Annotated in this window: 25 protein-coding genes, 1 pseudogene and 1 riboswitch; of the genes and pseudogenes, 7 read left to right on the top strand and 19 right to left on the bottom strand. The window is 68.5% G+C overall.

Annotation, left to right across the window (positions count from 1 at the left end; all coding sequences use genetic code 11):
* Positions 1–61: 61 nt before the first annotated feature.
* Positions 62–766 (bottom strand): spermidine synthase, encoded by a 705-nt coding sequence (locus tag ABLG96_RS00845; protein ID WP_353649544.1) that lies wholly within the window; start codon positions 764–766, stop codon positions 62–64.
* A 61-nt stretch (positions 767–827) separates the two neighbouring features.
* Between ABLG96_RS00845 and ABLG96_RS00840 the strand changes: the two genes are divergently transcribed.
* A complete protein-coding gene (locus ABLG96_RS00840; protein WP_353649543.1) occupies positions 828–1,202 on the top strand; it encodes a nucleotide pyrophosphohydrolase in 375 nt (124 codons plus the stop codon).
* Positions 1,203–1,560: 358 nt separating this feature from the next.
* Here ABLG96_RS00840 and ABLG96_RS00835 read toward each other — a convergent pair whose 3' ends face one another.
* Positions 1,561–2,436 (bottom strand): SDR family oxidoreductase, encoded by an 876-nt coding sequence (locus tag ABLG96_RS00835; protein WP_353651340.1) that lies wholly within the window; start codon positions 2,434–2,436, stop codon positions 1,561–1,563.
* A 250-nt stretch (positions 2,437–2,686) separates the two neighbouring features.
* Positions 2,687–4,504 (bottom strand): glycoside hydrolase family 15 protein, encoded by a 1,818-nt coding sequence (locus tag ABLG96_RS00830; protein ID WP_353649542.1) that lies wholly within the window; start codon positions 4,502–4,504, stop codon positions 2,687–2,689.
* Positions 4,505–5,131: 627 nt separating this feature from the next.
* Here ABLG96_RS00830 and ABLG96_RS00825 point away from each other — a divergent pair.
* Complete coding sequence (locus tag ABLG96_RS00825) at positions 5,132–5,458, top strand: excalibur calcium-binding domain-containing protein (protein WP_353649541.1); 327 nt, start codon at positions 5,132–5,134, stop codon at positions 5,456–5,458.
* Positions 5,459–5,467: 9 nt separating this feature from the next.
* Here ABLG96_RS00825 and ABLG96_RS00820 read toward each other — a convergent pair whose 3' ends face one another.
* From ABLG96_RS00820 to ABLG96_RS00760, 13 genes are all read right to left on the bottom strand, one after another.
* Positions 5,468–6,094: a hypothetical protein gene (locus tag ABLG96_RS00820; RefSeq protein WP_353649540.1), complete on the bottom strand. Its 627-nt coding sequence runs from the start codon at positions 6,092–6,094 to the stop codon at positions 5,468–5,470.
* A gap of 49 nt (positions 6,095–6,143) precedes the next feature.
* Positions 6,144–6,716: a hypothetical protein gene (locus tag ABLG96_RS00815; RefSeq protein WP_353649539.1), complete on the bottom strand. Its 573-nt coding sequence runs from the start codon at positions 6,714–6,716 to the stop codon at positions 6,144–6,146.
* 146 nt (positions 6,717–6,862) lie between these two features.
* The gene (locus ABLG96_RS00810; RefSeq protein ID WP_353649538.1) at positions 6,863–7,621 is read right to left on the bottom strand and encodes an enhanced serine sensitivity protein SseB C-terminal domain-containing protein; all 759 of its coding nucleotides are present in this window, start codon (positions 7,619–7,621) and stop codon (positions 6,863–6,865) included.
* 104 nt (positions 7,622–7,725) lie between these two features.
* A complete protein-coding gene (locus tag ABLG96_RS00805) occupies positions 7,726–8,565 on the bottom strand; it encodes a hypothetical protein (protein WP_353649537.1) in 840 nt (279 codons plus the stop codon).
* A 349-nt stretch (positions 8,566–8,914) separates the two neighbouring features.
* Positions 8,915–9,412 carry a pyridoxamine 5'-phosphate oxidase family protein gene (locus ABLG96_RS00800; protein ID WP_353649536.1) on the bottom strand — a complete coding sequence of 166 codons (498 nt, stop codon included), beginning with the start codon at positions 9,410–9,412 and terminating at the stop codon, positions 8,915–8,917.
* A gap of 98 nt (positions 9,413–9,510) precedes the next feature.
* The gene (locus ABLG96_RS00795; protein WP_353649535.1) at positions 9,511–10,329 is read right to left on the bottom strand and encodes an MBL fold metallo-hydrolase; all 819 of its coding nucleotides are present in this window, start codon (positions 10,327–10,329) and stop codon (positions 9,511–9,513) included.
* Positions 10,330–10,421: 92 nt separating this feature from the next.
* Positions 10,422–11,285: a hypothetical protein gene (locus tag ABLG96_RS00790; protein ID WP_353649534.1), complete on the bottom strand. Its 864-nt coding sequence runs from the start codon at positions 11,283–11,285 to the stop codon at positions 10,422–10,424.
* Positions 11,282–11,794 (bottom strand): sigma-70 family RNA polymerase sigma factor, encoded by a 513-nt coding sequence (locus ABLG96_RS00785; protein WP_353649533.1) that lies wholly within the window; start codon positions 11,792–11,794, stop codon positions 11,282–11,284. The genes ABLG96_RS00790 and ABLG96_RS00785 overlap by 4 nt, the downstream gene beginning before the upstream one ends.
* Positions 11,795–11,873: 79 nt before the next feature.
* Entirely contained in the window at positions 11,874–11,996 is a 123-nt protein-coding gene (locus ABLG96_RS00780) for a hypothetical protein (protein ID WP_353649532.1), read from the bottom strand.
* Positions 11,997–12,038: 42 nt separating this feature from the next.
* On the bottom strand, positions 12,039–12,965 hold the full coding sequence (locus ABLG96_RS00775; RefSeq protein ID WP_353649531.1) for an amidohydrolase family protein: 927 nt from the start codon (positions 12,963–12,965) through the stop codon (positions 12,039–12,041).
* Between the two features lie 24 nt (positions 12,966–12,989).
* Positions 12,990–13,643, bottom strand: a complete 654-nt coding sequence (locus ABLG96_RS00770; RefSeq protein ID WP_353649530.1) for a methionine ABC transporter permease — start codon at positions 13,641–13,643, stop codon at positions 12,990–12,992.
* The gene (locus ABLG96_RS00765; RefSeq protein WP_353649529.1) at positions 13,640–14,686 is read right to left on the bottom strand and encodes a methionine ABC transporter ATP-binding protein; all 1,047 of its coding nucleotides are present in this window, start codon (positions 14,684–14,686) and stop codon (positions 13,640–13,642) included. The genes ABLG96_RS00770 and ABLG96_RS00765 overlap by 4 nt, the downstream gene beginning before the upstream one ends.
* A gap of 258 nt (positions 14,687–14,944) precedes the next feature.
* Complete coding sequence (locus ABLG96_RS00760; RefSeq protein ID WP_353649528.1) at positions 14,945–15,922, bottom strand: MetQ/NlpA family ABC transporter substrate-binding protein; 978 nt, start codon at positions 15,920–15,922, stop codon at positions 14,945–14,947.
* Between the two features lie 240 nt (positions 15,923–16,162).
* Positions 16,163–16,277: riboswitch (SAM riboswitch) on the bottom strand.
* A 426-nt stretch (positions 16,278–16,703) separates the two neighbouring features.
* On the opposite strand from ABLG96_RS00760, the gene ABLG96_RS00755 reads away from it, so the two are divergent.
* The 5 genes from ABLG96_RS00755 to ABLG96_RS00735 all read left to right on the top strand — a co-directional run bounded on the left by ABLG96_RS00755 (position 16,704) and on the right by ABLG96_RS00735 (position 20,698).
* Positions 16,704–17,087: a DUF1304 domain-containing protein gene (locus tag ABLG96_RS00755; RefSeq protein ID WP_353649527.1), complete on the top strand. Its 384-nt coding sequence runs from the start codon at positions 16,704–16,706 to the stop codon at positions 17,085–17,087.
* A gap of 88 nt (positions 17,088–17,175) precedes the next feature.
* Positions 17,176–18,771 carry a peptide chain release factor 3 gene (locus ABLG96_RS00750; protein ID WP_353649526.1) on the top strand — a complete coding sequence of 532 codons (1,596 nt, stop codon included), beginning with the start codon at positions 17,176–17,178 and terminating at the stop codon, positions 18,769–18,771.
* A 127-nt stretch (positions 18,772–18,898) separates the two neighbouring features.
* Positions 18,899–19,498, top strand: a complete 600-nt coding sequence (locus ABLG96_RS00745; protein WP_353649525.1) for a GNAT family N-acetyltransferase — start codon at positions 18,899–18,901, stop codon at positions 19,496–19,498.
* A 93-nt stretch (positions 19,499–19,591) separates the two neighbouring features.
* Complete coding sequence (locus tag ABLG96_RS00740) at positions 19,592–19,987, top strand: VOC family protein (RefSeq protein WP_353649524.1); 396 nt, start codon at positions 19,592–19,594, stop codon at positions 19,985–19,987.
* 147 nt (positions 19,988–20,134) lie between these two features.
* On the top strand, positions 20,135–20,698 hold the full coding sequence (locus ABLG96_RS00735) for a SigE family RNA polymerase sigma factor (RefSeq protein WP_353649523.1): 564 nt from the start codon (positions 20,135–20,137) through the stop codon (positions 20,696–20,698).
* A 55-nt stretch (positions 20,699–20,753) separates the two neighbouring features.
* On the opposite strand, the gene ABLG96_RS00730 is transcribed toward ABLG96_RS00735, so the two are convergent.
* The 3 genes and pseudogenes from ABLG96_RS00730 to ABLG96_RS00720 all read right to left on the bottom strand — a co-directional run.
* Positions 20,754–21,650, bottom strand: a complete 897-nt coding sequence (locus ABLG96_RS00730) for a hypothetical protein (protein WP_353649522.1) — start codon at positions 21,648–21,650, stop codon at positions 20,754–20,756.
* Positions 21,647–22,819 carry a PQQ-dependent sugar dehydrogenase gene (locus tag ABLG96_RS00725; RefSeq protein WP_353649521.1) on the bottom strand — a complete coding sequence of 391 codons (1,173 nt, stop codon included), beginning with the start codon at positions 22,817–22,819 and terminating at the stop codon, positions 21,647–21,649. Before ABLG96_RS00725 ends, ABLG96_RS00730 begins: the two co-directional genes overlap by 4 nt.
* A 335-nt stretch (positions 22,820–23,154) precedes the next feature.
* Positions 23,155–23,256, bottom strand: a pseudogene (locus ABLG96_RS00720) (3-oxoacyl-ACP reductase); the annotation flags it as partial.
* Positions 23,257–23,330: the final 74 nt, after the last annotated feature.

Below are 23,330 nucleotides of genomic sequence, written 5' to 3'. Positions count from 1 at the left end.
CGGCGGTGCAATTCCGTGACCCGCAGGTCGAACGGGACCGGCGTCCGTGCGCGACCCCAGGTCAGCCTGCGCCGCGCGGACCTCGGCCCAGATAGACGGTGTTGGTGGACTCCCCGCCGGTCAGGGGATTGGCGAAGGTGACGACGTGCGCGTCGGCATGCTCGAAGGCGGTGCGCAGCATCGCGACGAAAACCGACTCCGGCGGCTCGTCGGACCACAACGACAGCACCCCGTGTGGCAGGAGCATCGACGCGGCGGAGCGGAGTCCCAGTTCGGTGTAGAAATCGCCGTGATCGGAACGTAGGTGCCAGTCAGGGGCGTGGTCGATGTCGATGAGCAACGCGTCGTAGGGCTCTTCGGTACGGCCCGAGCGGACCAGGTCGAAGAAGTCGTCCTGCACCAGCTGGACGTGCGGATCCGTTGCGAGCCCGCGGGTGTCGTCGAACAGTTCGCTGCGGTGCCAGCCGATCACCTGGGGCAGGGCTTCGATGACGACGAGCTGGTGGACGCGCGGATCCTGGATCGCGGTCCACGCGGTGTAGCCCAGCCCCAGCCCACCGACCAGGACCCGCAACCGATCCCCGACAACGGCGGCGAGCCCGAGCCGCGCGACCTCCTCCTCACCGAGGGTGAACTGGCTCGACATGAGGAAGTCGTCGTCGAGCTTGACCTCATGGACCAGCTTGTCGGTGACGCGGTCGTGGCGACGGCGCAGGCTGATGGTGCCCCACTCCGTCTCGGCCCAGTCGAGCTCCTCGATCTTCATCCACGAAGCGTAGGGGGCCGCCACCCCACCCGCCGCCATCCGGTTCTGCGATGCTGGCACGGTGCCTGAACCGCAGCCTCACCTCGACTACGACGCGTTGCACGCCGACATCCGTGGATTCGCCGACGAGCGCGACTGGCGGCAGTTCCACGACCCGAAGAGCTTGCTCATCGCGATGATGGGTGAGGTCGGCGAGGTGTCGGAGCTGATCCAGTGGTTGCCCGCCGCCGAGGCAGGGGCACTGGTGACGGCCGAACCGCTGGCCGGGCGGATGCGCGCGGAACTGGCCGACGTGTTCATTTACCTGATCCAGCTCGCCGACGCCTGCGACGTCGACCTGATCACCGCAGGTGCGGAGAAGCTCGCCGCCAACGCACGGAAGTACCCGGCGGAGACGGTGCGCGGGGCCGCACCGGAACGACCGGGAGCGCACTGACCCTCATTCCGCCGCCGGGGCCGGCTCCCGACTCATCGGACGGGACAACCGGGGTGCTGCACCGTCGATCGCGGATCTCCCGGCGTCGTGCCGGGGAACCGAACCATTGGGTACGGATGGTGTCGCCATCCGACCCGGTGCCGGATCCGTCGAGGTGGTGCCGCCGCAGCCGCCACGCCAGCGCCGACGACCGGGTGAGGACCATCGGGACGACAGTGAGCGGCCAATCCGAAGCCGACACCGCGGCCGCCGGACGGGATCTCCACTCCTCCGTCGCTGGGATCAGCGAGATCTGACGGACGCGAGCGGGGCAGCACCGGTGTCGGCGCTGACCCTCGGGCGATCTGATGGTGCAGGACTACGGGGTGGGCATGCCGCCGTTGACGTGCAGGGTCTCGCCGATGACGTAGCTCGACTCGCCGGAGGCCAGGAACACGTAGGCCGGTGCGAGTTCTGCGGGCTGGCCGGCGCGGCCCAGCGGCGTCTGCTCGCCGAACTCCGGCAGCTCTTCGGTCGGCTGGCCACCGGCGGTCTGCAGCGGGGTCCAGATCGGTCCTGGTGCAACGACATTCACCCGGATCCCTCGCGGCGCGAGCTGCTGGGCCAAGCCCTTGCAGAAGGTGTTGATGGTGGCCTTGGTGGAGGCGTAGTCGACCAGGTTCTCCGACGGCTGGTAGGCCTGGATCGACGACGTGGCAATGATGCTGGATCCGGCCGGCAGGTGCGGCAGCGCGGCCTTGACCGTCAGGAACAGGGCGTCGACGTTCGTCGCGAAGGTCTCCTCGAACTGCTCGACGGTCAGGTCCTCGAGCTTCTCGACGTGCTGCTGCTTGCCGCCGTTGCAGACCAGGATGTCGAGGCCGCCCAAAGCCTCGACGGTCTGGGTGACGATGTCGGCGCAGTAGGCCCGGTCGGTCAGATCACCCGGCAGCAGAACGGCTGTGCGGCCCGCGTCCTCGATCAGACCGCGGATGCGGTCGGCATCGGACTGCTCCTCGGGCAGGTAGGAGAGCGCCACATCGGCACCCTCACGGGCGAACGCGATCGCGGTGGCGGCGCCGATACCGGAGTCGCCGCCGGTGATCAGGGCCTTGCGGCCGGCAAGGCGACCCGAGCCACGATAGCTGTCCTCCCCCAGGTCCGCCTTGTCCCGGAGACCGGAGTCGAGCCCGGGACCGTCCTGGGAGATGGCCTGCGGATCGATGTCGGCGTAGAGCTTGGTCGGATCGACCATCGTGTACTGGTCTCGCTGCGCTGAGTTCCGGGTCTCGGAGGTCATGACGATCAGGTACCCGGTCGGAGCAGGTGTCAATCGTGGGCGCGATGCCGACGGGGAGTGCGAACCGTCAGATATACTGCGCCGCAACAGGTATCGGGACCTCGACGCGCTCGTTCCTCGCTTGCTCGATCACCCTGCGCGGGTCGGCGGATCGATCACCTCAGGGTTGGTGGTCGTTCGACCACCGGCGTAGGGGGTTGATCGATCAGCCGATTGGTTCTTCCAGGGTGATGGCGGCGTTCACCAGGGCGAGATGACTCAGGGCCTGGGGCAGGTTGCCCCAGAAGCTGTTGTCGCTCGGGTCGATCAACTCCGAGAGCATGCCGACATCGTTGGTGCACACCGGGATCAGCTCGTCCATCAGGGCCGTCGCCTCATCGGTGCGACCCACCAGATGCAGCGCGGAGACCATCCAGAAGCCGCAGGCGACGAAGGCTCCTTCCTCGGCCTGCACGCCGGAGTAGCGGTAGAGGTGCGGGCCGGCGCCCAGCTCCTCCCGCAGCACGTCGATCGTCCTGCTCATCCGCTCGCCGCGGTCGAATCCGCTCACCGCATGCAGCAGGACCGACGCGTCGAGCTGCTGCGAGCCCGGGTACCAGACGTAGGCCCCGCGCTCCTCGCTCCATCCTTCGGCGTCGATCCACTCGCAGATCCGGTCCGCCTCGGTGCGCCACCGTTTCCCGTCCGCCGGCAACTGACCGATCTCGGCGAGGTGCGCTGCATCCACCAAGGCCTTCCAGCACCCCATCTTCGAGGACACGTAGTGCCGGTCCTCGGTGAGCTCCCACATCCCGGCATCCTTGTTGCGCCACCGATCACAGGTCAGGTCCGCCACCTCGGCGAGCAGCCGCGCCGTGCCGGCGTCCACGACGTTGCCGTGGTCGACGTACAGCTGGACGATCGAGAACAGGTCGCCGAACACCCCCAACTGCAGCTGCCCGGAGGCCCGGTTGCCGCTGACCACCGGTCCGATCCCCCGCCACCCGGGGGCGTCGTACACGGTCACGTCCGCACCGGGCACCGTGCCGTCCAACCGGTAGCAGACCTCGGGTTCTGGACCGTGCAGGCGCACGGTCTCGATCAGCCAGCTGATTGCACTGTGCGTCTCCTCGCGCAGACCGAACCGGAAGAGTGCCGTCAACGTGTAGGCGGTGTCGCGGACCCAGGCGAGCCGGTAGTCCCAGTTCTTGCCACCCGAGGGGCTCTCCGGGAGCGACGTGCTCGGCGCGGCCACCACCGAACCGGACGCGGCCTGGATCAACAACTTGAGCGTCAGCACACTGCGCTGCACGTCGTCGGCCCAGCGGCCGGTCGCGGAGAAGCTGTTCGACCAGGCGGCCCAGTTGGCGATCGTGCGATCCACCCCCTCGTCCAGTCCCTCCGGTGGTGGGATGAGCAGCGGTTCGTCGGCAGTGGCCACGAGGCCCAGCAGGTGTCGCGATCCGGCGGACGTGCGGTAGGTGGCCCCGATCGAGGCGTCGTTGATCTCGACACCGTCGTCATGGAGGGTGCGGACGGCCATGGTCAGCCCGTCGACCCGCAGCAGCACGCCCGAGTGGGTGTCCTCGATGTAGGGGGACACCGTGTTGAGGCAGGTCCCCGGCCGGACCTCGGCGCGCAGAACGACCGTCCCGTCGAGGCCGTCGATCCGGCGCGCGAGCTCCGCCCACGGCAACCGGCCGGCGATGCCCGTGGTGAGCGCGTCCGTGATCGCCACCGACCCGGACGCGGTGCGGAACGTGGTGCGCAGGACGTTGGTCTGCGCGACGTACTCCCGGGTGGCGGTGAACTCCTCGTCCGGGCGCAGGTCGATGAAGCCGCCGTTGCGCGCATCGAGCATCGCCGCGAACGCCGGGGACGCGTCGACGGCCGGCAGCGGCAGCCAGTCGATCCGGCCGTCCCCGGCGACGAAGGCCACGGTCCGACCGTCACCGATGGCGGCATAGCTGCGCAGATCGCAGTAGCCGTCGTCGTCGCGGAAGGTCAGGTCCTGCCCGGGCGCAGAGTGCTGCTGACGTGTCACCTTCGGAAGGTACCCAGTCGGGGGCGAAGTACGTGGGAGCGGCGGACGGGCCGTGACCCGGCAGGACCTCATCAGGTCGGGGTCTCGACGCGTTTCGTCCCTCACTCGCTCTCTGTCCTAAGCGACGCAGGAGTCGGAGGGGACCAACGGAGTCCTCGGTGGTCGAGCGAACGACTCACGATGGTCGAGCGCACGACTCACGATGTCGAACGCACGACTCACGATGGTCGAGCGAACGGAGTGAGTCGAGACCGGTCAGCCGGATCAGAGGGTGGCGGCGGCGACCAGGATCAGCGCGATCAACGTCAGCAGCAACAGGACGGTCGGACCGACCAGGCTGTGGTGACGGTCGGGGCGGGCGAGGAGTGCTCTGGTGGTCATGTCGGACCTCCTGGTCGGGCTGGGTGGATGACTCCACGGTACGAAGCCGCAGTTCAGGGCACATCGGCTCCAGGTATGCATGTGCTGTGAGCGCTCTACGACCGCAGTCGTAGAGCGGGGATCCCGCGGACGGACTGCCACCATCGGGTGATTCAGGGCACAACCGCGTGACGACGGCGGGGCGCGCCCGTCCCGTTCGCGATGGACGCGTCAGCGTCCGCTCGTCATCCTGGGGGTTCTCGTCCGATGGTTCGTCGTCCGCTCGCTGCCGCTCTCACCACCGCCCTGCTGGGCTCCGGCCTGTTCCTCGCGGCAGCGCCTGTCGCCGGGGCTGCGCCGGCCACCCCCGCTGCTGCAGCCTCCGTCGCCCAGGCTCTTGCCACGCCTCGGGTGTTCAAGAACTGCACCGAGCTGAACAAGGTCTACAAGCACGGCGTCGGCCGCAAGGGTGCGCGGGACAAGGTGACCGGCAAGTCCAAGCCGGTCACGACGTTCAAGGTTGACACCGCGACCTACAACGCCAACAAGAAGTCCGACGGCGACAAGGACGGCATCGCCTGCGAGAAGAGGTAACTTCTTGCGTCACATCAGGTCGCGGACAACGCTCCGCAGCCAGTCGACCATGATCTCGTCGTCGTGCAGCAGGGTGTGCGTCACCAACAGGTGATCGTCACCGAGCCGCCACACCCGCTTGCCCGCCACCGGAATCGTGGTGACCCGCAACGAGAACGGCCGGGCCATCCTTCCCCGTTCCTGCTCCATGCCGTCGACCAGCGACCGCAGCCGAGCACCGGGAGCCCGCAGGTCGCGCCAGAACCGGGGATCATCTGCCGTTGCCGTTGCCCATTCCATCGCATCGGCCAGGTGGTGCGAGAGCAACCTGCGCAGCTCCGGGGTTGCGGTGAAGGGATTGAGACGGGGGTCGGTCAGCTCCCCCCACGCCGTGGCGCCCACTGCGAGCAGGTGGTTCCACCAGCGGACCCACCCGATCGAGGCGGACCCGCGTTCTTCCCGCGACAGCGCCAGCGGACGTTCCACCGAGCGGGGCCTCGCCCACACCGGCCAGACGTCGGTTCCCGGCTCCAGCAGCGGGATCTCGGGATTGGTCGGCGGGGTCAGGGCACCGATCTCCCGGATGTAGAGCGCCACCCGCAGCACCTTGGGATCGTCGAGGGTGATCTTCCAATGGGCACGCCCGGCGACATACATTCAGCCACCGCCCAGCGGTGAGGTTGGAGCCACCATGCACCGATTCCGCTCAGTAGCCGAATGCGGCCGACAGGTTCGACCGAGCCCCGCGCTCGTCCAGTACCCGTTCGACCCGACCGACATTCGATCTGTTGGGTCGCACGAAGATCGCCATCAGCAGCAACGCGAACAGTCCACCGGGCAGGTACGCGAACAGGTTGACCGGCGGGAAGGCGAACGCCAGCGCAAGGGCGACCAGGGCGGGCATCTCGGCCAACGCGAAACGCAGGAAGAAGCTGGTCGTGAATCGTTGCAGCGCAGCGGTTTCGGCGCCCCGCCCGACGTCCGCCTGGTCGAGGGGTCGGACCCGGAACCCGATGGTGGTGATGCCGACGGCCGCGAGGAGTCCGACGGCTATCGGCACCACGGTCGGGAGGAGCTCGGGCGCACCACCGTCAGTCCCGCCGATGACGACCAGGACCACCGCCAGGATGACCGGCACGGCCATCAACGAACCGGCGAGGAGGTTCAGCGTGCGGGCTTGCGGGGCGACCGCGCGAGTGCCGGTGGCGGCATCGATCGGTGCGCCGTTCAGCCACAGGCCACCGCCGGTGCGGCGCTGATCGTCCGGGTCTGTCGTCATCGGCATCTCCTGGCTGGCCATCGGTGGTCACGATGAGCCTATCGGGCGGGTCGCGAATGATCCGGGGTCTCGACTCCTTCGTCCTGCTCCCTGTCCTGAGCGACGGAGGAGACCACCGCAGCAGGTCGCTCGACCACCGGCGGATCTCAGCGACGATAGAAAGGCGGGACAGCGTCGACGATCGTGGTCTGCCCCTCCGCGACGACGGCGACGTCCATCACCCTGGTGCCCAGATCGCCTGCGGCGGCGTCCATCCCGCCGATCACCCGCTCCCGCGAGGCCGTGCCGACGACGCCGAGCAAGTAGGCCTGCAGTCCGTCGGGGTACTCGATCCAGCCGAGATGGGCCCGGGTGACGCCACCGATGGCATCGAAGTACGCAGTCAGCCGGTCGATCAGGCCAGGTGGCACGACGGCCGGCTCGCCGACCTTCACGGAGGTCGCTGCACCGGTGACCCGGTGGCGCTCACCGGGCTCTCTGCCGGCCAACCGATCCGACATCTCGGCGGGCAGGAACTGCTTGCCGTACTCGTTGTGCAGGTTGATCAGCAGCGTCATCCCGGTCGGCACCACCCGCGCGAACAGCTCGCGCCCCGGCACCGTGAGGACCACCAGGTCCGTGGTGTCCGGTGCGAGGGTACGGAGCGCCTTCGTCATCCGGTCGGGATGCGTGAACGCCACTGCCTCGGAGGCAGGGGTGCCGTTCGGAGTGGTGGAGCGGACCGTCATCGGGGTGAAGCCGCCCTCGGGCGACTTCCAGCCGGGGACGGACAGCTCGGCGTCCATCAGCGCATCGGCGAACCGCGCACCGTCCTGCGGATCGTTCGTGCCGGCCGCCCGCACCAGCAGCTGCTCGGTCGGGGTCTGCGCCCACTCCTGCGTCGACCCAGCTGAGGTTGCGTCCATGCCGACAGTCTGGCAGTGGCGGATCCGGCACAGGGGGCATTCGGGGAGACGACGACACCCACCGAGCTGGAGCGCGGTGGGTGTCCTGCGGGTGCTGCTGACGATCAGGTGCGCCAGACACCCCGAGCGGAGGTCCAGTGCAGGACACCGCGCTCGAAGTTCTGCGCAAATCCACCGCTCTCCGGGTACTCGTCGCCGGTCGGGAATCCGATCTGGACTTCGCCACCGTTCTGCCGGTAGAAGCCGAAGATCGCGCCGTGGATCATCCAGGCCGCAGCGGTGCCGGACTTCCAGATGATCATGCCGTTCTGGAAATCGCGGAACCGGCCGGATCCGGCGGGGCTGGTACTGAACTCGTCGTTGACGGACTCGCCCATGACGCCGGTGTTGCCCGCTTCCCACTTCTGCGAGATCAGGCCGTACGGCTTCTTGATGTCGACGCCACTCCACCGCACCGGGTGGAAGTTGTTGGCGGAGTCCGTGTTGCGGTACGCCGTGCGGATGAACTCGCCGCCACCCGTGTGCTCCATGGCCTCGTAGGCGTTGCGGTCGGCATCGTTCAGCCAGTGCGAGAAGATCTTGATGTGGCCGGCAGATCCAGCGTTCGAATTGTTGACCGCATCGCCGGGCTGCAGGTCGTCCCAGGTGATCCGGAAGGCGCCATGGGTCTCGATCTCCGACGTGCCGTAACCGGGCTGGGGGGCGGCCCAGGCGAAGGCAGTGAACCCCGAGCAGTCCTGGCGATAGCCCTCGGTGTAGCCGGGCGGGTCCGAGTTGTAGGGCAGGCGCTGGCCGACGCGGTAGCGGGCCCGGTCGAGCACGTCCTGCCGTCCGATACCGAAGTTCTGGGCGCTGGCGATACCGGTGCCCAACGTTCCGGCGGCCAGCACGCCGAGCGGGAGTGCGGCTGCGGCCGTGATCAGCCTGCGCCGGGAGATCTCCATGGTGTGTCCTCTCCGATGTCGACCCCCATCAGGTCGAACATCGCGAACATTACGCACGACGCTTGGGGCACGCGCGGCGAAAAGTTACTTCACGGCGCCGGGACGGTGGACGTCGCCGTGCGACGCCCGCCGCGAGTTGACGCTCCGCGCACGAAGGGTTCTCGGAACGATCGGAAACTCTGGAATCCATCGCCCGGAGGTGGCGGATGCGGAGCAGCCGCCGCGAGGTCGGCGGCACTCAGGCCGGTTCCAGGGGGTCGCAGCGCCGGCGCGGGCGAACGGGGGTCCACGGCGGGCTCGACCGGGTGAACTTCCCCGGGAGCCCGCCGCGCACCTCTGTCCGGTTGGATCAGCCGAGCTGGACCTCTTCGGATTCACCGACTCCGGGACGGTCGCCGGTCACCTTCGCCTTGAGCATGCTGACCACCGTCGCCAGACGGCCTGGGGTGTCCCAGTACTGTGCCGACTCGGCATCGACGTGGATCAGCACCGCCTTCGGGTCCTCGGGTCCACCGTCGAACCAGACGTCGGTGAAGGTGTTCCAGAGGTCCTTCTTCTTGGCCACGTCGTCGACGATCGTCGCGGTGCCGGACAACGACAGCCAGGACGAGGTCCCCGAGTAGGCGAGGTTCACGCGGGGGTCGGCGGTGATCTGCTGCACGATGTCGGACCCGGCGCCGGCGATGAACCAGCACTCGCCGGTGAACTCGGCTTCCTGGGTGGTCATCGGGTGACTGTGCAACGCGGCGTCGGCGTCGTGCGACACCAGCATCGTGGTGCGGATGCCCTTCATGATCGAGTGGATCTTCTCGAGTTCCTCGGGCAGTCCTGCGGTGTTGTCGCTCATCCTGCGCTCCTCGTCGTCAGTCGCGCCGGCAGCTTCGCCGGCTGCCGGGCCGGTACCCACCACCGGTCGATCCATCCCCACGGCCGCGCCCGGACGACTCAGGTGAGGTGGTCGAAGTCGCCACGCACCCAGCCGATGTGTCGGTCGGCCGATTCGCGCAGCACCCGCTGCGCGTCATGTTCGATGCGGTTGTCGAAGTTTCCGTAGATCCGGTCGAACCTCAACTCCCCCAGCGTCGTGGCGACGCGGTCGACCGCCGCGGCGGACAGCGGCAGATGGTTCGGGTAGCTGCCCAGGAACCCGATCGAGCGGCGATCGGGGTTGGGGTTGGGGAACACAGTGTCGCCGGTGAGCAGGACGCCCCGGCCACCGGCGCCCGCTGCCCAGTGCGCCACCGCGCTGCCCGGAAAATGTCCGCCCGCCTGCACCAGCTCCAGCCCGTCGGCCAACCGACAGCGACCCGACCAGAACTGCACCGCAGAACTGGTGCGTCCCAACCATTCCCGGTCGGCGTCGGCGACCAGCACCGGCGCGTCACCCAGGGCCCTGGACCACTCGACCTGGACGCCGAACATGTGCGGATGGGACGCGGAGATCGCCAGCACCGGCCCGAGCGCCGAGATCCGGCTCACGACCTCGTCATCGATCCACCCGACCGGATCCCACAACAGCGAACCGTCCGGGGTGCTGACGACGATCATCTGTTGGCCGATCCCGGCCGTCGGATCTGACCGCACGCCGAGCAGGTCCGGCTCCAGCTCGTGCACCGTCAGCCGCGCGTGGCTCGATCGGATCTCCTCCAGCGAGATCCACTGCTGGCCATCGGCCGGCACCCACTGCCGGTCGTCGGCGCAGATCGGGCACACCTGTGGCAATGGCTCGTCGTACTCCACCGCGCACGTCCGGCAGGTCTTCATCGACTCGACTCCCTCGTCCCGCGCTCCCGTGACCGCGTTGGAGTCAGACCATCACTTCAACCGTGGTGCAGGTCAAGCGGTGGTCCGGCGTGTCACGGACGGTGGACGGTACCGAGGAGAGCGAGGTCGAAATCGGGGGGAGTCTCCATCACGACCGGATACTGCTGGATGCTCACCTGGCCGTCCACCTGACCATCGACCGTTGTGTGTCCGCCGTCAGGGAGCAGGACGATCAGCCAGTGACGGGAGTCGCCCCCGGCGTCGACGCCCACCACCTGCAGCACTGCCACCTGGGTCGCCACGGATTTCTGCTGGTATCCGAGTACGTCGCTGAACCGATCCATCGCGGCCACCACCCAACTCACCGTGACCGCGGACGCCGGCCCGCTCCCCAGACATTCTCGGGCCAGCCGGGTCGCTGCACCGGCGTCGACCGCGCCGGCTCGCAGCTCCTTCGGTGGGTCCCGGGTGAGCAGGTACTGGCACTGCGACCGCGCGGCCGCTTCCCGTTGCAGAACAGCAGCCTCCAGCGTGTCCTGCTCCTGAACCCCAGCGGACGCCTGTGCCGCCGCTCGGGCTCGAGCCGCTTCGGCGGACGCGGCGTCGGCTGCGGCCTTCCGCCGCGCTTCGAGCTCGGCAGCTCGGCGTGCGGCAGCCGGGTCGAGGCCGAGGTCTGCGCTGAGGCCGGTGCTGAGGCCGGAGCTGAGGTCCGGGTTCGAGCTCTCGGTGGACACGCCGACGATCGCGGGCCGGAGCTGCTCGGGCGCGGTGCCCGCAGGGCGGAGCACGAAGATCGACCCTGCCAACGCGACGACTGCGAGTCCGGCTCCTGCTGCCGCGAGCCGAGCCGCCCGCTGACTCCGTCTGCGCTGCAGGTCGGTCAGCCGGACCAGCACGGTCTCCAGCGAAGAGTGATCCGACCCGGCCTCGGCCAGGGCGCTCTCGAGATCGGTCATGGCTTCCCCATCAGTTGGGTCTCGGTCGCGCGATCGGCGGCACCGGCGAGGCGGAGGGCGGCGAGGCCGCGGGAGACGAGGGTGCGGGCACCGGTCGGTGAGACGGACAGCTCGGCGGCGATCTCGGCATACCCCAATCCGGAGAAGTAGCGCAGGACGACCGCGGTGCGCTGCCGGACGGGTAACCCGGCCAGCCAGGCCGCCAGTTCGTCGCGATCGATGCTCCGCGTCAACTCGTCGTCGATCACGCCGTCGGGGAGCTGCTGGGGATCCATCACGTCGACGTTGCGTCGGAACCAGCTGGTGTTGATCCGCAGATGACGGGTGCTGACGATCCGCCGGACGTAGGCGGCCGGGAACGCCATCGACCCGATACGGTGCCAATGGCGGTGTGCAACCAGCAGTGACTCGGCGAGCAGGTCGTCGGCATCCTCCCGGGACGCACTCAGCAACCGCGCGTATCGCGCCAGCGCTTCGTAGGAGTTCGTGACGAACTCCTCGAAGGTCATACGGGTTCTCCGGTCACATCAGCTGGAAGACAACTCGGTCCACCAGTGTGTCGCGCGGCCGCCGGAAAACGCAGCAGGGTCAGCGCACGTGCTGCCAGCGGTTCATCGTCAACACCTGCGCCGCCGTCATCACCAGGCCCGGGGCAGCGAGCACGAGCAACTCGGCGAGCGAACCGGCCGCCTGCGCCACCGCAGCGAGCACGGTCGCGGACTCTCTCCCGGCCCGCTGTGGTGCTGGTGGCTGCTAGCTGTGCGGAACCTGAGCGCCCCGGATCGACGCGGAGTCCCGGAGCAACGCCGTCCCGTTGTGCCAGAGCACGTCCCGCATCCAGTCGTCACCCAGCTCGAGCCTGGTCAGGGCCTCGAGCTGGTGCGCGTACGCATAGGGAATGTTGGGGAAGTCGCTGCCCAGGATCACCTTGCCCCGCAACGCGGACAGCCGATCGCGGTAGCCGACCGGCAGGGGTGCGAACTGCTCGGTGAAATCAGTGCCGATCATCGTGGTGTCCAGGTGGACCCCTGGATACTCCTGCGCGAGATCGGCGAACGCGTCGTACTCGGGCATGCCCAGGTGGGCGATGACCAGCCTCAACCCCGGGAAGCGGCGCAGCAGCCGCCGCACCCCCGCTGCGCCGGTGTACTCACCGGGGATGGGCGCCGATCCGGCATGCATGACGGTCGGGATCCCGCTGTCCTGCACCAACTCCCAGGCGTCCAACAGCTGCTCATCGTCCGGCGCGAAGTTGCCGACCTGGACGTGCAGTTTGAACAGCTGTACGCCGCCGGCGATCGCCTGCTCGACGTGATCGCGCGCACCTGGTTCCGGGAAGAAGGTTCCGCAGTGCAGGACGTCCGGCACCGCAGCGGCCAGCTCAGCGCTCCAGGCGTTGAGCCACTGGGCCATGTTCGGACGGTGCGCGTAGCTCAGGGCAGGGATGCGCCGGACCCCGAACCGGCGCAACGTCGCCAGGCGCTCGTCCTGGCTGGTGCGGTAGTGGATCGGCCAGGCCCGGCCGTAGTGCGCTTCGGCCCGGTCGAAGTACTGCCACACCTTGGCCAGCATCGGCTCCGGCAGGAAATGGATGTGGACATCCGCCAGACCGGCGATGCCGAGGCTGCTGACGTACGCGGGGATTCCGGCGTCGGTGCGCGGAGCGGGTGTGGTGCTCACGCATCCCACTGTTGCACGAGCCGGTCAACGACGCAGGGCCTTGCGGGCCAGTGAGTTCCCGAGGAACTGGGCCAGCTGCACGAACACGATGATGGTGACGACGGCGAGCCCGGTGACCTGCCAGTTGAAGCGCTGGTAGCCGTAGGAGATCGCGAAGCTGCCCAGTCCGCCGCCGCCCACGGCGCCGGCGATGGCCGTCATGTCGACCACCGCAACGAAGACGAACGTGTAGCCCAGGACCAGTGGCCCGAGCGCCTCGGGGATCAGCAGGGTGCGGATGATGTACGCCGGCGATGCGCCCATGGAGCGGGCCGCTTCGATCACGCCGGGGTCGATCGTCACCAGGTTCTGCTCGACGATCCGCGAGACCCCGAACGTCGCCGCGATCACCAGCGCGAAGGTCGCGGCCGGGGTGCCGATGGTCGTCCCGACGACGGCCAACGTGACCGGACCGATGGCCGTGATGAAGATGATGAACGGGATCGGCCGGACGATGTTGACCAGCAGGTTGAGCACGGCGAACAGCCAGCGGTTGGCCAGCAATCCGCCGCGGCGGGTGACGTACAGCGCGATCCCGACGAGCAGGCCGAGGAAGCCGCCGACGACCAGCGTGGTGACGACCATCATTAGGGTCTGGCCGATGGATTCCCAGAACACCGGCCACGGGATGCCGTTCATCGTGGTCCACCGATCAGAGCCAGGTCGCTCGCTGCGCGGGCAATGGCCTCGTCGCTGCCGTGCAGTTGCACGGTCAGGTCGGCCACCGAGCTGTGCTTCAGACCCACGATGCCGCCGCCGATGATCTCGACGTCGATTCCGTGGTCGCGGGCGACCGCGCTCATCGCGCGGCCGAGGGCGGCGGTGTCGGTGGTGCTGAGTTGCAGGACACGCGGCACCGACCCGCTGGGGCGCAACGTCTTCTCGGACGATCCGAGCAAACCGACTGGTGCGTCCACCCCCGTGTCGGTCGTTCCCACCACACTGCTGACGAAGCGTCGAGCGACTGCGGTCCGCGGGTGCAGGAACACCTCCTCGACGGTGCCCGATTCGGCCACCCCGCCGGCGTCCAGGATCGTCACCCGGTCGGCGATCGAGCGCACGACCTCCATCTCGTGGGTGATGATGACGACGGTGACGCCCAGCTCGGCGTTGATCCGGCGCAGCAGCGCCAGCACGTCCCTGGTCGTCTCGGGATCCAGCGCGCTGGTGGACTCGTCGGCCAGCAGGATCTGCGGGCCGGTCGCCAGCGCCCTGGCGATACCGACGCGTTGCCGCTGGCCGCCGGAGAGTTGGTCCGGGTACGTCCAGGCCTTGTCCGTCAGACCCACGAACGACAACAGCTCGGCCGCGCGCTTCTCGCGCCGCTCCTTCGACCAGCCGGCGATGCGCAGCGGGTAGGTGATGTTTCCGACGACGGTGCGCGACCGGAACAGGTTGAACTGCTGGAAGATCATCCCGATGCCGGCCCTGATCGGCCGCAGCGCACGCTCGGACAGGCCGGCGATCTCGGTCCCGTCGATGACGATCGAGCCCGTGGTCGGATGCTCGAGTCCGTTGATCAGCCGCACCAGGGTGCTCTTGCCGGCGCCGGAATAGCCGATGACGGCGTGGATCTCGCCGCGGTCGATGACGAGGTCGACGTCCCGCACCGCCACGACATCAGCGCCGCCGCGGGTGGCGAAGACCTTGCTGACCCCGCGAAAGGTGATGTGTGCGTTCATGTTCCTCGTCTCATGGTGTTGATTCGGTAACGCGGATCGAGCGACGGCTGGGATGAGACCGGCTGTGACACGACGGGATCTCGACGCGCTCGTTCCTCGCTTGCTCGATCACCGGAAGTTCTCGGCGGTCGAGCGAGGAACAAGTCGAAACCCGTCGATGAAAGATGGGATCTCGTCGCGCTCGTTCACCGCTTGCTCGATCACCGGAAAGGCCGGTGGTCGAGCGAGGAACGGGTCGAGACCTCCGAAATCCATCGATCAGCCGGCTTCCTTCACGGTGCCCTCGAGCTGCGTCAGGATTCCCTGCAACTCCGATGCCGGGCGCTGGACGATGATCGCGGTGTTCTTGGACTGCGCCTTCACTGCGTCGATCACGGCACTCTGGTGGTAGAGCTCGACGATGCGCAGGTAGGTGGGGTTGTCCTTGTCCTCGCTGCGGGCGACGAACGCATTGATGTACGGCTCCGCGGCCGGCTTGCTCGGATCGTCGGAGTAGAGAGCGGACGTCGGATCGATCTTCGCGTCGAGCACGAAGTTGTTGTTGATGATGGCGCCGTCCACGGAGGGCAACGAGGCCACCGTCTGCGCCGCGTCCACCGGGGTGACCGTGACCTTGGATTCCGCCGGGTCGATCTCCGCCGGGGTCGACAGCACCGAGCCGCCGCCCTTGAGTGAGATCAGACCGGCCTGCTGCAGCACCAACAGCGCCCTGGCCTGGTTGGTGGCGTCGTTCGGGATGGCGATCTTGCCGCCCCGCGGGATCTGGTCCAACGACGTGTGCTTCTTGCTGTAGAGCGACAGGGGGACCACGACGGTGGACCCGATGGGCACCAGCGTCTGCGAGTCCGCTACGTCGTAGTTCGCCAGATACAGCAAGTGCTGGAACAGGTTCAGGTCGACCTGCTTCTGTGCGAGTGCCGGATTCGCCTGGGTGTAGTCGGAGAAGTTGACCAGCTGGATGTCGATGTTCTCCCTGGCGGCCGCTGCCTTGAGCGGAGCCCAGTAGTCGGCGCTCTCCTCGGTGGTGCCGATCCGGACCACCGTCGATCCGGAGGCGGCCGAGTCGGTCTTGCGGAGGGTGAAGAACAGGGTGGCAGCGATCGCGATGACGATCACCAGCGCGCCGGCGAACCAAACCGTGCGGTTGCCGGCTCGGCCGGGCCGCTGCGGCAGAGCGACGTCGGCGGCGTCGTTCCGATCGTTGGTGTCGGACGGCGGGACAGGGGTTTCGGACATGATGGTGCCTTTCGGGTGGCCGGCGACACTGGTGCCGGCGGCAGGGGTCAGCGAGGGGAGTTGCGGAGATGGGCACGGCTGGAGCCGAGGCGCAGATCAGCGCTCAGCGGGCCGACTGTTGCCGGTCAGGGGCCGGTGGCTCCGCATTCGAAGGGTGACAGGTGCGCGAACAGCACCGTGCGCAGGTCGAGCGACATTCCGGGATGCATCGTGTCCTCGGGAACTTCGGGCCCATGGCGGGCAGGGTGCTTGCCGCGACGGGTTCGTCGTGGCCGGGTCGTCACCTGGAGCACCCCGCCACCGATGTGAGGGTTGCCGTCCGACCAGCCAGGGCTTCACGTCGGATCTCGTGACCTGCCACCACGGTAGGGATCGGCGTTGATCGGTGTCAAACCCTCCAGCGTGACGGTGCTCACCCTGTCGGATCGGCTGTCGATCAGGAACCTGTTGCACCACACCGAGTCTGCGAGGTTCAGCTACCTGCGGTCGTGACCTGCCCGACATCACCGACCGGGTCCGCCCGACCAGCCGCCGTCGGGAGTCACGGTGGTTTGCGGCAACAGCCCGAGCCGACGGGCAACCTCCGATCTACTTCTCCACGCCGTTGGGCCTGCCGTACGTGCTCGAGGAGCTGGTGCCGCTGTTGGTGACTGCGACGTGGCCCCGGCGCCGAAACTACGAAATCACCCCTCCCACGGCTCGAAAAGGGGAGACAACACCGTTTCGGCGCGGATACTCGGGCGGACCACACCTGTGCGGGATCCGACCGGAGGGAACCGACATGTACTTCGTCGCCGGCGTGCTCGCCGCACTGGCAGCTGCCCTGCACGTCTACATCTGGGTACTCGAGTCGCTGCTGTGGACCGCGCCGAAGACCCGCAAGACGTTCGGGACGTCGCACGACGAGGCGGTCGCCACGAAGGAGATGGCCTACAACCAGGGCTTCTACAACTTGTTCCTGGCGATCGTCAGCCTCGCCGGGGTGATCGGCCTCGTTGCCGATGAGCGTGGGGTCGGCGCCGCGCTCGTGTTCGCAGGCTGCGGCTCGATGGTCGCGGCCGGCTTGGTGCTGCTGCTGTCCTCCCGCGACAAGGCCCGCGCAGCGATCACCCAGTTGACGCTTCCCCTGCTGGCGGTCCTCGCGCTGCTCGTCGCGATCCTCTGAGTTGCTGCGGCAGCCGCCGTGTGGCAGGACTGCGGTGCGTCCTGCGGGATGATCTCCTGAGCAGTCACGTCCACCGAGGAGAGAATGCATGACGACGCACGCCGGGTCGGACCCGGAACTCCAGGCGGCGCGTCGGCGCACCTTCGCCGTCATCAGTCACCCCGATGCCGGGAAGTCGACGCTCACCGAGGCGCTCGCCCTGCACGCCCGCGCCATCACCAGCGCCGGCGCCGTGCACGGCAAGGGCGACCGGCGCGGCGTGGTGTCGGACTGGATGGACATGGAGAAGGAGCGCGGCATCTCCATCACCTCAGCCGCGCTGCAGTTCGACTACAACGGCACCGTGATCAACCTGGTCGACACCCCCGGTCACGCCGACTTCTCCGAGGACACCTTCCGGGTGCTGAGTGCCGTCGACTCGGCCGTCATGCTGCTGGACGCTGCCAAGGGCCTGGAGCCGCAGACGCTCAAGCTGTTCGAGGTCTGCCGGCAGCGCGGGTTGCCCGTCATCACATTCATCAACAAGTGGGACCGGCCGGGGCTGGACGCATTGGCGCTGTGCGACCAGCTGAGCGAACGGATCGGTCTGCAGCCGATGCCGGTGACCTGGCCGGTCGGCATCGCGGGTGAGTTCGCCGGCGTCCGCGACTGCCGGGACTCGACCTTCGTCCCGTTCCGACGATCGGTCGGCGGGGCTGACGAAGCCGACCCGGAGGTCTTGCCCGACTCCGCAGCGGAGGCCGCGCACGGGGACGACTGGACGACCGCGCGCGACGAGTCCGAGTTGCTCGCCGAGTCCGGCGGTGCGTTCGAGCTGGACAGCTACCTGGGAGGCACGGCGACGCCCGTGCTGTTCGGATCGGCGGTCTCCAACTTCGGTACCCGGCACCTGCTCGATCTGCTGGTCGATGTGGCACCGGCCGCGGGACCCCGCGACGACGTGGACGGGCACCCACGACCGCTGGCAGATCCGTTCTCCGCCTTCGTGTTCAAGGTGCAGACCGGGATGGACCCGGTCCACCGCGACCAGGTCGCGTTCGCCCGGGTCTGCTCCGGGGTGTTCCAGCGCGGCCTGATCGCCTCGCACGGCACCACCGGTCGTCCGTTCTCCACCAAGTACGCTGCTCAGGTGTTCGGGCAGCAACGGTCCACCGTCGAGACCGCCTTCCCCGGTGACGTCGTCGCGCTCGTCAACGCGCGCGCACTGCACGTCGGCGACACCCTGTACGAAGGCCGTCCGCCGGTCCGGTTCCCCGAGCTGCCGAAGTTCGCGCCCACCCAGTTCGCCGCTGTACGACCCGCAGATCTGGGGCGCTACAAGCAGTTCCGCAAGGGCGTCGAACAACTCGACCAGGAAGGGGTGGTGCAGGTCTTCACCTCCGACGCGCGCGGCCCAGTCCCGGTGTTCGGTGCCGTCGGTTCCCTGCAGTTCGAGGTCGCAACGCACCGCCTCGAGCACGAGTTCTCCTCCCCGGTGCGCCTGGATCATCTCCCGTACTCGCTCGCCCAACTGCTGGTGGATCCCGAGCAGCGCAACCTCATCCGGCCGGTCGGCCGCTGTGAGGTGGTGCAGCGCAGCGACGGTGTCGACATCGCGCTGTTCAACGACGAGTGGACGGTGCGTTCCATCCGCCGCGAACATCCCGAGGTCCAGCTCGAACCGTTGATGGGCTCCGGTCAGTGAGCTGAGGCAGACCCTCCAGCCGCTTCGCGGGCCGCACCGCAGCGGCATGGCAGCGACGAAATCCGGTGCCGCCCGCGGCTGTCCGTCTGGTGGACTCGGACGGGTCCCCCCAACATCTGGAGGTCCGGTGCTTCCACCGGCAGAGGTTTCCGTCCGTGCGTACCAGCCGTCCGACGAGGAGTCGTGGCTGCGCTGCCGGGTGCTGTCGTTCCTGCACACCCAGTTCTACGACGACGTGAAGACCGAGCGCACGCGGTTCGAGGGTGCGGCCCTGTGCTTGGTCGCAGTCCTCCCGGGGACCGCCGGCGGCACGGTGGTCGGCATCATCGACATCGAGCTCGCCGGGGTCGCCGCGACGATCGACACGATCGCGGTCCACCCCGACCACGAACGGCGCGGCGTTGCCGGCCGGTTGCTCGAAGCTGCTCTGCCGCAACTGATCTCGCGTGGTGTCACTTCGCTGGACGCCTGGACCAGGGAGGACGAGCCGGCGAACCAGTGGTATCTCGGCAGCGGATTCCGGGAGAACTTCAGCTACCTGCACGTGCACCTGGAGCACACCGATGGAAACGACACGGGTTTCCGATCACCGGCCGGCCTCGGTGTTCCGATCAAGGCATTCGCACACGCGACACTCGAGCACGAGGTGGCGCTGCGGGCGACGTTCGGCCGGGTGTACCGATGCCGGCAGTACCTGATGACACTCCTGGATGACGCTGCCGGATGACGCCGGCTGCCGGCGGGCACGACTCCCCGCCCGCGACCTCGTACAGGAGGTATCCTCGTACATCGTACGGATTAACCGATCGAGGGGCCCTCAATGCACATCAAGTCCAGCACCATCTCGCTGACGGTCGCGGATGTCCGCACGTCGGTCCGCTTCTTCGTCGACCATCTGGGCTACGCGGAACAGCTGGCAGCGGACGGCTTCGCCTCACTCAGCCACGACGGTGGCGGCGTGGACCTGGTGTTCCTGCAGCGCGGCATCGACATCCTCCCGGAGCACCTGCGCGATCAGCAGGCGTCCGGAGTGATCCTGGCGTTCGTGGTGGAAGACCTGGACGGTGAGCTGGCCCGACTCCAACGCGAGGGCGTCGTGATCACCCTGCCGCTGCGCGAGGAGGAATGGGGCGAGAGGCTCTTCATGGTCGAGGACCCGAACGGCATCGCCGTCGAACTGGTGCAGTGGAACACGGATTCCGGACCCGAGGCCTGACCGGGGAGTCGCCGACCTCACCCTGAGCCACTCTCCCCCGGGCTGCACGGTCTTTCCCCGAACCCTGGCGCGTGTGAAGCGGGTCACACTGTCTGCACCGATCCTTCTGCGGAACGTGTGAGTGATGACCGAGCAGAGGGGGACGAGATGGCAGTAGCGGATACCGCGTGGAACATCGGCCCGGCCGGCGGTGTACCCCTGTCGTTCACGGCCTTCGATCGGGCCGCCCGACCGGGCCTGGTGCGATACGCAGCCCTGCTGTGCGGGTCGCCGAGCACTGCGGACGATCTGGTGCAGGAAGTGCTGGTGCGGGTGCACCGACGGTGGTCTCTGATCTCCGGCGATCCGACCAGCTATGCACGGGTTGCGGTGACCAGGGAGTTCCTGTCGTGGCGGCGCCAACGGTGGCGGACGGTGGTGTCCTGGGGCGACGCACCGCCGGAGGTGCCCTCCGTCGACACGACCGACGAGGGCCCTGATCCGGTGCTGTGGGCGGCCGTCCAGCAGCTGCCGCGGCAGCAGCGCGCCGCGCTGGTGCTCCGCTACTACCTCGACCGCACCGATGTCGAGACGGCCGAGATCCTCGGGTGCCGTCCCGGAACCGTCCGCACCCATCTGTCCCGCGCTCTGACCGCGCTGCGCTGCCAACTCGGCGCCGACACCCCCGACACCCGAACAGATCCCTTCCCCGAGACGGAGCCACCACGATGACCCACGATCCCGACCTCGAACGGCGCCTCACACACCTGTTCGCCGCCCGCGCCGATCAGCTGCACTCCGACACGACCACCCGACAGGTCGTCGATCTGGACAGCCGCCGGCGGCGGACGCTCCGCGCCGTGCTGCCCGTAGGCGTTGCGGCGGCGGTGATCGGTGGGGTGTTGGTGGTCCATGCATCGTTGAACTCCGGCTCCACCGTGCCCGGGGTTCGCACCGGGCAGGAGCCGGTGGCGACGGTCGGCTGCGACACCGGCGACCCCACCCGCCTGCCGCCGTCCACCGTGACCCCCACCGTCGACCGGGCATCGGAGACCCCGGAGTACACCGAACCGCCTTCGGTCGCCCCGACCGGCGCCGTTGACACCGCAGCTCCGTCGCCCACCGTCACCGAACCGCCCACCTCACCCGCCAGCCAGGCGCCCACCACCGCACCGCCGCCATCCCCGGTCATCGACCCGCCGACCCCACCCGCCAGCCAGGCACCCACCACCGCGTCGCCATCCGCGGTCATCGACCCGCCGACCCCACCCGCCAGCCGGGCACCCACCACCGCACCGCGACCATCCGTCTGGACGGCCCCACGAGCGGCTGACCCGACGGAAGCATCCCCACCGGTCGCGTCGGTGTCGCCGTCGATGATGCCGACGACCACCTGCCCGACCGCCCCTGTCCGGACCACGACGGTGGCCGATCCCACCCCGCCGCCGGTGGCACCGACGCCCGGCGAACCCACCACGGCACCGACACCCGGCGAACCGACCGCGACGGTCTCACCGACGCCCGACGTCACGCCCCCGACCTCCGCAGAGACCGAATCGCCGACGGCCAAGGCTCGGAACGCCCAGCCGACCCCGCCTGCACAGGTGTCCGGCGCAACAGCATCGACCGCACCCACCCGGTAGTTCTGCACGAATCCCCTTGCGTGGACCGTGCGCGAGGTCATTCCACGTCCACACTGAGAATTTGGTCGTCGCCGGGACGAGGGGTTCCTCGGCCGTCCGTGTTGTTGGTGACGAACCACAGGCGTCCATCCGGTGCCACGGTGACGTCTCGGATCCGGCCGAACTCGCCGCTGAAGTAGTCGGTCGAGGTGGTCGGGTCCGCAGCGGGGACCGCTCGCAGGACCGCGCCGCGCAGGTTGGCGATGAACAGGGTCCCGCCGATACTCGTCATCCCACTGGGGCTGGCGTCCTGGGGAGCCCATTGCTGAACCGGATCGGTGAAGCCGTCGGTTCCGGCGATCCCTTCGACGGTCGGCCAGCCGTAGTTGCTCCCCGGGGTGATGATGTTGAGCTCGTCCCAGGTGTTCTGCCCGAACTCCGTGGCGAACATGGTTCCGTCGTCCGTCCAGGTGAGGCCCTGGGGATTCCGGTGCCCGTAGCTGTAGACCAGGGACCCCGGATACGGATTGCCCTGCGGGACTTCGCCATCGGGGGTCATGCGGAGGATCTTGCCGCTCAGCGAGTCCAGGTCCTGGGCGCGATCACTCTGGCCGGCGTCGCCGACGGTGGCGTAGAGCATCTGGTCCGGGCCGAAGGCCAGTCGCCCGCCGTCGTGGTAGCTCGCGCTGGGGATCTGGTCGAGGATCGTCTCGGGCGGCCCGAGTGTGAGCGAGCCCGGCTCGCCCGAGATGTCGAAGCGCGCGATCCGGTTGCCGTCGTCCGCGGTGAAGTAGGCGTACAGCCGGCTCTGCTCATCGACAGCCAGCCCCAGCAGGCCACCTTCGCCCGCCGCCGCGACTCCCGGGATGGTGCCGATGGGTCGGGCAGCGCCGTCTGCAGCCAGTTCGAGGATCCGCGCGCTGTCCCGTTCGCTGACCAGTGGTGTGTCGCCGTGGAAGACGACCGACCAGGGAGCGGCCAGCCCGGCAGTCACCGTTCGGGGTGTGCCGACGGGCGCGCGGCGACCGGTCGGTGGCGGGGTACCGGCGAACGTCGATCCCGCGTCGGACGCGACCGAGGTCGACGAGTCAGCCCCCGTCGGCCCGGCGGTCGACGACAGCGAGGTCCGGGCGGACGACGCCGGCGACGTCCGGGCGGTGCTGCAGGACGCCAGCAGCACCGCGACGCAAGTGCCGGCACCCAGCAGGGTGATTCGGTGGGTGAGAGCCATTGTCTCTTTCCTGAGATCGGTAGGACGTGCTGGAATCCGTTGTCAGCAGCAGTGCTCGTGAGCGGGTCGGACCGAGTCGTTGCCGCCCAGCGCCTACCGGACGATCTCGACGGTGATGTCGACTCCCTGGAGGCTGTTCAACTGCTCGAGTGTGGCGGTGCAGGTGCCCAACTCGATGGTCTGATCTGAGTAGGCCCGGCCGAGTCGCGTACCTCGGCTCGGTTCTCCACCTGGATCACGCTACGTCTGCGGCGAGCGGTGTGGGGTGCCCCGTGAGTACCTCCTTGCAGGCACTGAGCGCCGCAGCCGATCTCAACGGGTGGTGGTGCACCGCCGTATCTGGGTGAGATCGCATTGGCCGTGACGCCGCGAGCACCGAGCTCGGCGGCCGGGCCGACGTTCCACGACTCGAGGCCGGCCTTGGCTGGGCCGTATGAGCTGCCACATCATGCGGACCGGGAACGCTCAAACACGATGACGGTTGCGGCGACGAGAACGCCTGCGGCGGCGA

Origin of the sequence: Nakamurella sp. A5-74 (genome assembly GCF_040438885.1) — a bacterium.
Lineage (GTDB): Bacteria > Actinomycetota > Actinomycetes > Mycobacteriales > Nakamurellaceae > Nakamurella.
This window is presented reverse-complemented; position numbering and strand designations above follow the sequence as displayed.